The sequence below is a fragment of the Planomonospora antibiotica genome, from assembly GCF_014647955.1.
GTDB lineage: Bacteria > Actinomycetota > Actinomycetes > Streptosporangiales > Streptosporangiaceae > Planomonospora > Planomonospora parontospora.
On record NZ_BMQE01000014.1, the window covers coordinates 74,076 to 86,146 of the forward strand.

Annotated in this window: 10 protein-coding genes; 6 read left to right on the top strand and 4 right to left on the bottom strand. The window is 73.6% G+C overall.

The window, feature by feature from the left end; all coding sequences use genetic code 11:
- Positions 1-48: 48 nt before the first annotated feature.
- Entirely contained in the window at positions 49-2,871 is a 2,823-nt protein-coding gene (locus IEZ06_RS15440; RefSeq protein WP_189237383.1) for an alpha/beta fold hydrolase, read from the top strand.
- Positions 2,868-3,806, top strand: a complete 939-nt coding sequence (locus IEZ06_RS15445) for an ABC transporter permease (RefSeq protein WP_189237384.1) — start codon at positions 2,868-2,870, stop codon at positions 3,804-3,806. Before IEZ06_RS15440 ends, IEZ06_RS15445 begins: the two co-directional genes overlap by 4 nt.
- 107 nt (positions 3,807-3,913) lie before the next feature.
- On the opposite strand, the gene IEZ06_RS15450 is transcribed toward IEZ06_RS15445, so the two are convergent.
- The gene (locus IEZ06_RS15450) at positions 3,914-4,615 is read right to left on the bottom strand and encodes a hypothetical protein (protein ID WP_189237385.1); all 702 of its coding nucleotides are present in this window, start codon (positions 4,613-4,615) and stop codon (positions 3,914-3,916) included.
- A 123-nt stretch (positions 4,616-4,738) separates the two neighbouring features.
- Between IEZ06_RS15450 and IEZ06_RS15455 the strand changes: the two genes are divergently transcribed.
- On the top strand, positions 4,739-5,260 hold the full coding sequence (locus IEZ06_RS15455; RefSeq protein ID WP_189237386.1) for a 2'-5' RNA ligase family protein: 522 nt from the start codon (positions 4,739-4,741) through the stop codon (positions 5,258-5,260).
- 37 nt (positions 5,261-5,297) lie between these two features.
- Here the strand turns inward: IEZ06_RS15455 and IEZ06_RS15460 are convergent, their stop codons facing one another.
- Positions 5,298-5,465 (bottom strand): hypothetical protein, encoded by a 168-nt coding sequence (locus IEZ06_RS15460; protein WP_189237387.1) that lies wholly within the window; start codon positions 5,463-5,465, stop codon positions 5,298-5,300.
- A 141-nt stretch (positions 5,466-5,606) separates the two neighbouring features.
- On the opposite strand from IEZ06_RS15460, the gene IEZ06_RS15465 reads away from it, so the two are divergent.
- Entirely contained in the window at positions 5,607-7,721 is a 2,115-nt protein-coding gene (locus IEZ06_RS15465; protein WP_189237388.1) for an ATP-binding protein, read from the top strand.
- 48 nt (positions 7,722-7,769) lie between these two features.
- Here the strand turns inward: IEZ06_RS15465 and IEZ06_RS15470 are convergent, their stop codons facing one another.
- Complete coding sequence (locus tag IEZ06_RS15470) at positions 7,770-8,675, bottom strand: terpene synthase family protein (RefSeq protein WP_189237389.1); 906 nt, start codon at positions 8,673-8,675, stop codon at positions 7,770-7,772.
- Positions 8,676-9,085: 410 nt separating this feature from the next.
- Here IEZ06_RS15470 and IEZ06_RS15475 point away from each other — a divergent pair, with 410 nt between their 5' ends.
- Together IEZ06_RS15475 and IEZ06_RS15480 are read left to right on the top strand one after the other, a co-directional pair.
- A complete protein-coding gene (locus tag IEZ06_RS15475) occupies positions 9,086-9,994 on the top strand; it encodes a proteasome assembly chaperone family protein (RefSeq protein WP_189237390.1) in 909 nt (302 codons plus the stop codon).
- On the top strand, positions 9,987-11,024 hold the full coding sequence (locus IEZ06_RS15480; protein ID WP_189237391.1) for a Gfo/Idh/MocA family oxidoreductase: 1,038 nt from the start codon (positions 9,987-9,989) through the stop codon (positions 11,022-11,024). Before IEZ06_RS15475 ends, IEZ06_RS15480 begins: the two co-directional genes overlap by 8 nt.
- A 76-nt stretch (positions 11,025-11,100) precedes the next feature.
- Here IEZ06_RS15480 and IEZ06_RS15485 read toward each other — a convergent pair whose 3' ends face one another.
- Entirely contained in the window at positions 11,101-11,901 is an 801-nt protein-coding gene (locus tag IEZ06_RS15485; protein WP_189237392.1) for a tyrosine-protein phosphatase, read from the bottom strand.
- Between the last annotated feature and the right edge of the window lie 170 nt (positions 11,902-12,071).

Below are 12,071 nucleotides of genomic sequence, written 5' to 3' on the forward strand. Positions count from 1 at the left end.
GAGATTCCTCTCAGGGAGCATCCGGTTTCGGACAGTAGGCTCCAGCCCATGAAGCTCAGGGGAAGGGCGACCGTCTGGATCGCGGTGGCCGCCGTGCTCGTCGCCGGCGTCGCGGTGTGGCTGGTGTGGCCGTCGGAGCCGCAGGTGCGGGTCCAGAACCAGATGATCACCGTGGTCGACGGCCCGGCCGACGACCAGCGGGTCGTGCTCGACACGAGCTTCTTCCCGCCCGCCGGGGGCGGGAAGGCCCCCGCGGTACTGCTCGCGCACGGTTTCGGCGGGAGCAAGCAGAGCGTCCGCGACGCCGCGCTGCGGCTGGCCCGCGAGGGCTACGCCGTGCTGACCTGGTCGGCGCGCGGCTTCGGCCGCTCCACCGGGCAGATCGCGCTCAACTCCCCCGACTACGAGGTCAAGGACGTCCGGCAGCTGGTCGACTGGCTGGCGAAGCGGCCCGAGGTCCGGCTCGACGCGGGCGGCGACCCGCGCGTGGGCATCGCGGGCGGGTCGTACGGCGGCGCCATCGCGCTGATGGCCGCCGCCCACGACGACCGCGTCGACGCGATCGTCCCCCAGATCACCTGGTACGACCTGGCCGACGCGCTGTTCCCCAACGCCACCGGGCAGGGCCCGGAGAGCGGCGTGTTCAAGCGCATGTGGGCCGGGCTGTTCTTCAGCCGGGGCGGCCCGCAGCCCGGCGACGGCCTGGCGGCCCTCTCCGGCCAGGGCGGGCAGGGCGGGCAGGGCTCCCGCGACGGGCAGGACGGCGAGGACGGGAGCGGGTCCGCCGGGGCCGGGGAGGACCGCCGGGCGGCCCGGCCGCCGACGGCCGAGGAGGTCCGGTGCGGCCGGTTCCTGCCGGAGATCTGCGACATGTACCAGCAGGTCGCCGAGACCGGCCGGGCCACCGCCGCCGCCGTGGAGACCCTGCGCAGGTCCAGCCCGATCTCGGTGCAGGGCAGGATCAGGGTCCCGGCCCTGCTGCTGCAGGGGCAGCGCGACTCGCTGTTCCCGCTGGGCCACGCGGACGCCAACGCGCGCGCCATCGCCGCGACCGGCACGCCGGTGCACGTCGCCTGGTTCGACGGCGGCCACGACGGCGGTGACGGCGAGATCGACTGGCTCCACGAGCAGACCCTGGGCTGGTTCGACCACTACCTGAAGGACGCCGCGGCGGGTTCCGCGGGCGCCTCCGGGAACACGGCCGCCGCGTCCGCCGGAGCGGGCGCCCCCGCCGGGCCGCCCGGCGTCGGCGTGTTCACCGTCACCCGTGACGGCGGCCGCGACCCCGGCACCCGCCGCCCGGTCCGGCTGCACGCCACCGCCGGCGCCTACCCGGGCCTGTCCGGCACCTCCACGACCGCCGTCCCCCTGGCCGGCCCCGAGCAGCCGGTGGCCAACCCGCCCGGCGGCTCCCCCTCCTCGATCTCGGCCGTTCCCGGCTTCGGCGGCCTGACCGGCTCCGGCAACCTGAGCGTGTCGGTCGACATGGCGGGCCAGAGCGCGGCCTTCGAGTCCGCTCCCCTGCGCGCCCCGCTCCAGGTCACCGGGAGCTCCACCGTCCGGGTCCGGGTCGGGATCGCCTCCGGCGGCGGCGCCGGGAGGACCGGGGACGCCGAGGACATCAGGGACACCGAGGACACCGAGGACACCGGGGACGCGGAGAAGGCCGGGGACGCGGAGAAGGCCGGGGACGCGGAGAAGGCCGGCGCCGGGAGGGACGTGACGCTGTTCGCCAAGCTGTACGACGTGAACGGCGGCGCCTCCGCGCCGATCCTGCCCGAGGGGCTGGTCGCCCCCGTGCGGATCACCGTCCCCGAGGGCGGCACCGCCGAGGCCACGGTCACCCTGCCCGCCGTCGACCACCGCTTCGAGGCCGGGCACCGGCTCCGCGTCGCCCTCACCACGACCGACCTCGGCTACAGCACCCCCGCGGCCCCGGCCGTCTACACCGTCGCCCTGGCCTCCCCCGAGCTCACCGCGCCCGTGCACGCCGCGCTGCGCACCCCGGCCACCGGCCCCGCCTGGTGGACCTGGGCCCTGCCGCTGGCCGCGCTGGTCGCCGCGGCGGCGCTGATCCTCACCGGCCGCCGCCGCCCCGCCCGCGAGCACATCCCCGCCCTGGACGCGGTGCCGCTGCGGATCGAGGGGCTGACCAAGGCCTACCGCAACGGCGAGCGGGCGGTGGACGACCTGTCGTTCACCGTCGAGCAGGGCCAAGTGCTCGGGCTGCTCGGTCCCAACGGCGCGGGCAAGACCACCACGATGCGCATGATGATGGGCCTGATCCACCCCGACGCGGGCGAGATCAGGATCTTCGGCCACCGGGTCGTGCCCGGTGCGCCCGTCCTGTCCCGGCTGGGCTCGTTCGTGGAGGGCGCCGGGTTCCTGCCGCACCTGTCGGGCCGGGCGAACCTGGAGCTCTACTGGAAGGCGACCGGCCGCCCCGCCGCCGACGCCCACCTTCAGGAGGCCCTGGAGATCGCCGGGCTCGGCTCCGCCCTGGAGCGCGCCGTGCGGACCTACTCCCAGGGGATGCGCCAGCGCCTGGCCATCGCCCAGGCCATGCTCGGCCTGCCCGACCTGCTCGTGCTCGACGAGCCCACCAACGGCCTGGACCCGCCCCAGATCCGCGAGATGCGCGAGGTGCTGATCCGCTACGCGGCGCGGGGCCGTACCGTCATCGTCTCCAGCCACCTGCTCGCCGAGGTGGAGCAGACGTGCAGCCACGTGGTGGTCATGCACCGCGGCCGGCTCGTCACGGCCGGCCCGGTGGGCGACCTGCTGAGCGACCGCGTGCCGGCGGGCGGGCCGGGCGGGTCGGGCACCCGCCTGGAGGACGTGTTCCTGGACCTGATCGGGGAGAAGTCATGAAGGACGCGGGCGGCGCCGGCACGGCGCTCACCACCGGGGGCACCGGCGGCGCGGCCGGGGGGACCGGCGCGCGGGGCGTGAACGACGACGGTTCGGCGCGGGGCTACGCGGCGGGGCGCACGCTGCCGCTGGCGGTGGAGATCGTCCGCCAGTTCAGGCGGCGCCGGACGATGGTGATGTTCGGGCTGCTGCTCGCGCTGCCCTGGGTCCTGGTGATCGCGTTCAAGATCGGCGTCAGGTCGGGCGGTCCCGGGGGATCGTCCCTGCGCATCTCCGACCTGGCGACCGAGGGCGGCCTGAACTTCGCCGCGTTCGCGCTCTCGGTCTCGGCGAGCTTCCTGCTGGTCGTCGCGGTGGCGCTGTTCTGCGGCGACACCGTGGCCAGCGAGGCCGGCTGGTCGTCGCTGCGCTACCTGCTGGCCGCCCCGATCCCCCGGGACCGCCTGCTGCGTCAGAAGCTGGTCGTCGCGCTGGGCTACTCGGCGGCGGCGGTGGTCTGCCTGCCGGTGATGGCGCTGCTCGCCGGGACGCTGGCCTTCGGCTGGCACGACGTCCGGGTGCCCGGCACGGGCGAGACGATCGCCGCGCTGGACGTGCTGCCGAGGTTCGGGGTCGTGATCGGCTACGTGCTGGTCAGCCAGCTCGTGGTGGCCGCGCTGGCCTTCCTGCTCTCGGTCGGCACCGACTCGCCGCTGGGCGCGGTCGGCGGCGCGGTCGGCCTGGTGATCGTGAGCACCATCCTGCAGGCGGTGGACGCGCTCGGCTCGCTCCGGGAGTTCCTGCCGACGTTCTGGAACACGGCCTGGCTGGACGCCCTGGCGCCGGAGCCCGACTTCGGCGGCATGGTCAAGGGCGTGGCCGTGTCGGTGACCTACGCGGCCGTGCTGACCGCCTTCGCCTTCCGCCGCTTCCGGCGCAGGGACGTCGTCTCCTAGGTCCGTCCGGAGCGCGGGTCCCGGAAGGGCCCGCGCTCCGGATCCGCAGGACGACGCCTGCGCGGCCGGAGCGGCGAAGACGACGGCGGCCGGTCAGCAGACGCCGGTCAGCAGACGCCGGGCAGCGAGCAGACCTTCACCGCCATCTTCCGGGCGTCCCTCAGCTGCCGGTGGAAGTCCGAGGCGCGCACCCCGCCGTACTCCCCGGCGTGCACGTAGCTCACCAGGGCGCGGCCCTTGCGCACGACGACGCCCCGCTGGCCGCCGATGGCGGGACCCCCGCCCTCGCGGTCGTAGTTCTGGACGATCACCCGGACGGCCTGGTCCCCCGCCCTGATCTTCTCCGTCCGGCCCCTGGCGACCACCTGGTCGCCCTCGTCGGCCTCGCATCTGCCGGCCCGCCTCCGCAGGTCGGCCATGGCCGCACGCGCGGCCCGCTCGGAGCGGTAGATCACGACCTGCTCGGCCCGGTAGAGCTCCGGCGCCGTGTAGGTGACCGTCCGGGTGCTCACCCGGCCCCGGTCCTCGGAACGGCCCACGCCGCAGGGCCAGAGGCTGAGGCGTTCGTGCCGGTCGCTGATCGTCCACTTCTCCTCCTCCGGGTACGCCACCGGCTTGCGGGCCCGGGCCTCGTGGAGCAGGAAGTTCCTCGGCAGCTTCCAGCCGGTCTCCCCCGCTCCCGCGTGCTTCTCCGCAGTGGCCGCCCCGGTGGCCGCCCCGGCGGCGCCGCCGCCCGCCAGGACGACCGCGGCGAGCGCCCCGGCCGCCACCGCCGCCATTCGATTCGTCGTCCGCCCCGTGCCCGCCATGGTGACTCCTCCGCATCCGTGCTCCGGTCCCATGCACGGTGAGACGGGCGGTCCGCGCAAAAGGTTCGCGCCCGCGGGGCAGGGATCCGCCGCCGGGCACGGTGCGCCCGTTACCGTTGCCGGATGCACACCATCGAGCTGACCTGCGACGACGTGCTCGACTCGGCGGTGCGCGCGGCCTGGGACCGGCTGGCGGCCGAGGGACTGCCCAGCCAGGCGCGGCACCCGCACCCGACCAACCGCCCCCACCTGACGCTGGCGGTCTGCGAACGGCTGCCGCCCGACGCGCCGATGGCGTTCGCCGAGGCCTTCGGCGGCCTGCCGGTGCCGGTCAGGCTGGGGCCGCTGCTGCTGTTCGCCGGGCGGGCGCGGGTGCTGGCCTGGGGCGTGGTGCCGGAGGCCCGGCTGCTGGCCGTACACGCGGGGGTGTGGCGGGTGCTGGGCGGCTCCTGCGACGGCAACCCGCTGCACGCGCCGGGACAGTGGCTCCCGCACGTGACGCTCGCCCGCAACCTGGACGCCGCGGCCCGGGCGCAGGCGGTCACGGTGCTCGACGGACTGGCCGAGGCCACCGGGGCGTTCTCCGGCGCGCGCAGCTACGACGGCGCGCTCCGCACGACAATCCCCCTGGCCGGACAGCGCTGACCGGATCCGTCACCACCGCCCTGCCGGCGGGACGCGCTCACCAGTGGGGCGGGCGGTCCTCCAGCAGCCGGTCGTCGTTGCCGCCGGAGTCACGCCACTCGCCCCACCCGAGATCGGTGTCGTCGGAGGTCTGGTCGGGCAGGATGGCCGGGCCGTCCTCCGAGAGGTCGACCGGGCGCAGATCGTCTGGATGGTGCTCTGTCACGGGCCCATGCTATCCAGCCCGCCGCGGCGGGTGATTTCCCCGTCAGCAAAGCCTTCCACCATGATTTCCGCGCAAAGGACAGCCAACGACCCAGGCGGTACGATGCCAGGGCAGGTGTCAGCTACCCCCCGTGAGGCGGCCATGGCAACGCCAACAGCTGGATGGCGGCGAGACGGCAATCTCCCGAACGAGCTCACCAACTTCGTCGGGCGCACCCGGTTGCTGGCGAACCTCAGGCAGCGGCTCCAGGAGCCCGAGACGCGGCTGGTCACCCTGACCGGCATCGGCGGCGTGGGCAAGTCCCGCACCGCGCTGCGCATCGCGCACATGGTGCGCAATCAGTTCTCCGACGGCGTGTGGTTCGCCGACCTGGCCCGGCTGCAGGACGCGGGGATGGTCCGGCACACGATCACCTCGGCGCTGGGCATCGCCGACCAGTCGTCCCGCTCCGCCGACGAGACGCTCTCCGAGTGGGTGGGCGACCGCGAGATCCTCCTGATCATCGACACCTGCGAGCACCTCGTCGAGGCCTGCGCCCGGCTGTTCGAGGACCTGCTGAAGACCTCACCGCGGCTGCGGATCCTGGCCACCAGCCGCCAGTCGCTGAACGCGCAGGGCGAATACACCCTCTCCGTCCCGCCGCTGGCCGTTCCCGGCGACGTCCCGGGGGAGAACGTCTTCACCAACGAGTCCGTCCAGCTGCTCTCCGCTCGGGCGAGCGCGGTCGTGCCCTCCTTCGAGCTCGACGAGCGCAACATCGAGCCGGTCTCCGAGCTCTGCCGCCGCCTGGACGGCATCCCCCTGGCGATCGAGCTGGCCGCGGTCCGCCTGCGGGCCCTGTCGGTGGAGCAGATCCTCGCGCTGCTGACCGACCGGTTCAGCCTGCTGGCCGGCGCCAGCCGTACGGCGCTGCCCCGGCACCAGACGCTGCGCGCCGCGATCGGGTGGAGCCACGAGTTGTGCGAGCCCGCCGAGCGGCTGCTCTGGGCGCGGCTCTCGGTCTTCGCCGGGGACTTCGAGCTGGAGGCCGCCCGCTACGTCTGCGCCGGGGACGGCCTGCCCGCCGAGGACGTCACCGACCTCGTCTCCAGCCTCGTGGAGAAGTCCATCCTGCTGAGCGAGGGCACCCCCTCCGGGCACCGCTACCGGCTGATCGACACCCTGCGCAGCTACGGCGAGGAGTGGCTGGACAAGCTGGGCGAGAAGCAGCGGATCCAGGAGCGGCACCGGGACTACTACCTGCAGCTCGCCATGCGCGGCGAGGAGGCGTGGTCGAGGGCCCGGCAGGTCTACTGGTTCGTCCGGATGCGGCACGAGCACGACAACATCCGGGTCGCGCTCGACTACTGCCTGCGCACCCCGGGCGAGGCGGAGGCGGGGCTGCGGCTGCTGTCGTCGCTCTGGTTCATGTGGGTGGCCTGCGGGCTGGCCCGCGAGGGCAGGCTCTACCTGGAGAAGGCCCTGGAGCTGGTCACCCAGCCGAGCTCCGTGCGCTGCAAGGCCCTGTGGGTGCTCTCCTACGTCCACAGCGGCCAGGGCAACACCGCGGGCGCCGTCGAGGCCGCCGAGCGGTGCAGCTCGGACGCGGTCCGGGTCGGCGACTCGGGCGCGGTCATCCTGGCGACCAAGATGCTCGGCACCGCGGCCGTGCTCCAGAACGACCTGCAGAAGGCCAGCGCCCTGCTCGGGGTGGCGATCGAGTTCCACAAGACGGGGCGGGAGCTCAACCCCGGTCTGCTCCCCTCCATCGTCGAGCTGTCGCTGGTGCTGACGATGCAGAACGAGCCGGCGGAGGCCGAGGTCCTCCTGCAGGACTGCATCGCGGTGTGCACCCAGCGCGGCGAGCTGTGGCTGCGCTCCTACGCGATGTACGCCCTGGCGATGGCCCAGCAGGCGATGGGCCGCTCCACCGAGGCGCTGCGCAACGCCCGCGAGTCGCTCCGCCTCAAGCGCTACTTCCACGACGTGCTCGGCATCGGCCTGGTGATCGAGATCGTCGCCCGGCTGGTCCTCGACCAGGGGCAGGCCGACCTGGCGGCCCGGCTGCTCGGCGCGGGCCAGCAGAACTGGCGCTCCTTCGGCATGCCCCAGATGAACTCGCCCTTCTTCAACGCCGAGCACGACCGGTGCGTCAAGGAGTGCCGCAAGCTCCTCGGCGAGCAGGCCCACGAGGCGGCGTTCGCCGCGGGCAAGCGGCTCAACCTCGAGGAGCTGATCGAGCTGGCGATCGGCGAGGACGCCGGCCCGGACCTGTGACCCGGGTCCCGCGCCGGGGCCACCCGGTCGGCGGGCGTGGGAGGCGGGTCAGTCCGGTGCCGGCCAGCTCGTCCCCTCCGGCCAGGCGTGGACGTAGCGGGCGCTGCCGAGCGAGAAGTCGATGTGCCCGCGGACCCAGTGCTCCAGTCCCCGCACGTACCTGAGCACGGGCTGCGACGCCCACCGCTGCACGGACGAGCGGGTCCCGACGAAGTTCTCCACGGCGGTGCCGTGCATCGACGCCACCTCGTCCAGCGCCTTCTGGAGCGATCCCGTCCGGTGGAAGCGCAGGACGGTGACCAGGTTGTGCCGGGCCGAGTCCCTCCCGCGCTCCTTGGCGTAGGAGAGCAGGTCGTTGTCCCAGCCGATGAGGTCGCACGCGAGGTCACTGAGCGTACGGACATCCGGATGGGACCATTCCTCGGATTCGAGGCGGTACCCGCCGGCGACGTCGATCAGCGCGAAGCAGGTGTAGGTCGCGCCGGTGATGCGGCGCATCAGGACGTAGTCCTCGGGGGTGGGGATCAGGTCCGCCTCGCGGTTGCCCGCCTCCCACACCTGGGCGAACAGGTACTCGCGGACGGTGGTCCGCCAGCGTTCCAGTTGGGCGGGGGTGCCGGCCCCGGCGATCCTGCGCTGCAGCTCCAGCAGACCGGCGCCGAAGGGGTCGTCGGCCGCGGGTTCGCGCCGCTCGTCCAGGATCTCCAGGAGCGGGGGGAGCGCCCGCACGAGCGCGGCCGCCCGGTGGCCCATCGTCTCCGACTCGCAGAAGGCGTCGTCGAAGGCGAACAGCCAGTTGTACCAGTCGTTGATCAGGCGGAGGCTGTCGCGCGGTACCAGCGGGTTGGTCCGGGCGGCCAGCCAGCCGATCCGGGACCGCCGGAAGTGCTCCAGCACGCCCTCCCCCTCCAGCATGCGGGAGGCGGCGAGCCAGGCGTGGCTCTCCTCGTCCACCTCTTCGACGCAGGGGTTGATCTCACTGGGGAAGGGGCACGGCAGTGGCGGAACCCGGAGGGATTGCCGATCGGATCGATGCGCAGATGTGGTTCCCACCTTCCCCAGCATGGCCGACAAGCACAAGTTTTCCTATACGTCATTGAATGATGAGGTATTAAGTGTTGGACCCTAATGTCCAAACCATTGCGGATAGTCCTCTTGTCTGACCCTCCGTAGCCCTGGTGTCCGAGCGCCGGTCCTCCGCTGCGGGCGGGCACCGTCTGTAGCGGGACCGTTCCGCACGGGGACCGTCGCCCTCGGCAAGGCGCCAGGGATCGCCGGGGTCACCGGAAGTCACGGCGACCGCGGAATGCGCCGGGCACCCCGCGGGTTCTTCTCAAGAGACGATCGACGAAAGGCTGGAAACGGTGTTCGACCCGACGGATCTCTACCGGCTCAGTGAGGACGTCCCTGAGCTGACCGATCCGGTGCTCCTCTACCACTTCGACGGGTTCGTGGACGCGGGCGGGGCCGGCCGGCTCGCCCTGGGTCACCTGCTGACCGAACTGGAGCATCGGGTCATCGCGACCTTCGACGTGGACCGGCTGCTCGACTACCGCTCCCGGCGTCCGATCATGACCTTCGACACCGACCGGTGGACGGGCGTCGAGGTCCCCGAGATCGCGCTGCGCCTCGCCCACGACTCGACCGGCACCCCGTTCCTGCTGCTCACCGGCCCCGAGCCGGACCGTGAGTGGGAGCTGTTCGCCGCCGCCCTCGGCGAGCTCGCCACCCGGCTGGGCGTCGGCAGGCTGGTGACCGCGCACGGCATCCCGATGGCCGTCCCGCACACCCGCCCCCTGGGCGTCACCGCCCACGCCAGCCGTCCCGAGCTCATCACCGGCCGGACCAGCACCTTCGGCAAGGTCCAGGTCCCCGGCAGCGTGGCGGGCCTGATCGAGTTCCGGCTCGGCGAGGCGGGCCACGACGCCCTCGGCTACGCCGTGCACGTCCCCCATTACCTCGCCCAGGCCGAATACCCCACGGCGGCGCTGACCGCCCTGGACGAGGTCACCCGGGGCACCGGTCTGGTGTTCCCGCTGGAGGGCCTGCGCGCCTCCGCCGAGCAGACCATCTCCGAGATCGCCGAGCAGATCGAGGCCTCGGAGGAGCTGTCCACCGCGATCGCCGGGCTGGAGCAGCAGTACGACGCGTTCGCGGCCGGCGCCGCGCGGGAGAACCTCATCGCCGAGCCCGCCGAGATGCCCACCGGCGACGAGCTCGCCGCCCAGTTCGAGGCCTTCCTCGCCGAACGCGAGGATCGCCACAATGACTGACCTGCGCGTCGGCCTCATCGGGTACGGCGTGGCGGGCGCGTTCTTCCACGCCCCGCTGATCGCGGCCACACCCGGCCTGCGGCTGTCCGCAGTGGTGACGGGAAACCCGGGGCGCGCCGCCGAGGCGTCCTCCCGGTACGGCGCGCGCGTCGTCCCCGACGCCGCCGAGCTGTGGGACTCGGTCGACCTGGTCGTGGTGGCCTCTCCCAACCGCACCCACGTCCCGCTGACCGAGGCCGCCCTCAAGGCCGGGCTGCCGGTGGTCGTGGACAAGCCCCTGTCCGCCACCGCCCGCCAGGCCCGCGGCCTGATCGACCTGGCGCGGGAGCGGGGCCGGATGCTGACGGTGTTCCAGAACCGGCGCTGGGACGGCGACTTCCTGACGATCGAGCGGCTGGCCGCCGCCGGCGAGCTCGGCACGGTGCACCGGCTGGAGTCCCGGTTCGAACGCTGGCGGCCCGTCCCGAAGGGCGGCTGGCGCGAGCTCGGCGGCGCCGAGGAGGTCGGCGGCCTCCTGTACGACCTGGGCAGCCACCTGGTCGACCAGGCGCTGCGCCTGCTCGGCCCGGTGACGTCCGTCTACGCCGAGGCCGACGTCCGCCGTTCCGGGGTCGCCTCCGACGACGACACCTTCATCGCCCTCACCCACGCGGGCGGCGCCCGTTCCCACCTGTGGGCCAGCGCCGTGGCCTCGCGGCTCGGCCCCCGCTTCCGGGTGCTGGGCTCACGGGCCGGCTACGTCAAGCACGGCCTCGACGTCCAGGAGGACCGGCTGCGCGCGGGCCTGGCACCCGGCTCCGCCGGCTTCGGCGACGACCCCGAGGACCGCTGGGGCGTGCTGGGCACCGACGAGGCCGGCCGCCGGATCCGCACCGAGCCGGGCGACTACCTCGCCTTCTACCGGTCCGTGGCGTCCGCCCTGCGCGAGGGCGCCCCGCCGCCGGTCGATCCGGAGGAGGTCGTCGCCGCCCTCACCGTGCTGGAGGCGGCCCGCCGTTCCGCCACCGAGGGCGCGGTCGTCACGCTCTGACCGCCCGGACGCCCGCGCGTCCGCCGCACCGTACCCTTCGGGGGCGCCTCGTGGCGCCGCCCGGAGCGTCCCTTCCCTAATCGCGCAGACGGGACCGCAGGGCGCGGGTGTCGTCGTCGGTCCAGCCCTCGGAGGCGAGCCACTCCATGGGACCCCCGAAGCGGTCCTCCAGCACGCCGAAGAACTGCTCCAGATATTTCTCCCGGGGCCGGTGCTCGTCGGCCGGGCGGGAGTCGAGGTCGTCGCGGTAGGTGCTGCTGGCGCGCAGGCGGCCCATGATGGCCTCGATGCGGTCGCCGCTGGCGGCGTAGTCGGCGACGATGGCCTCGCGGGTGGCCCCGGCGACCTCCAGCGCCAGGGCGCAGACGACGCCCGTGCGGTCCTTGCCGGCCGCGCAGTGCACGATCGCCGCGCCGTCGTCGTGGGCCATGGCCCGCAGGGCGGCCAGCACCGAGTCGGGGCGCTCGCGCAGGTAGCCGTAGTAGAAGCCGGTCACCCGGAGCTCGGCCAGCTTCTCCTCCTCGACCCGCTCCTGCCAGGGCAGCACCCGGTCGACGTCGACGGTGTCGGCCTCCGCGTCGGTGTGCCGGCCGCCCTCGGCGAAGAGCGTGTGGTGGTGGACGCTCACCTCGGGGACGCGGGTGAGCGGGCCCGGCCCCTCCATGAACACCTCCGGGCCGGAGCGCAGGTCGATGACGTGACGGAGCTTCAGCTCGGCGACGAGCCGCTCGACGTCGCGCCCGGTCAGTCCCTGCAGATTGTCCGACCGGTAGATCCGGCCGAAGCGCGTGGTCCCGCCGTCCACCGTGGCGAGCCCACCGAGGTCGCGCACGTTGACGGCGCCTTCGAGATCGATCCATCGCATGAAGTCGTTCATCACGATGAGTCTATACATGGGCATATGACCGTCCGGTGAACACCGAGGCGGCTGGAGGCGACCATCGGAGGCCGGTACGGGGTCATCCGCATCCCGCCCGTACCGCCGGTGCGGCGTTCCGGGCACGTCCGAGCGGAAGCGGAGCGGCCGATCCCGCCTCGGGAACATAC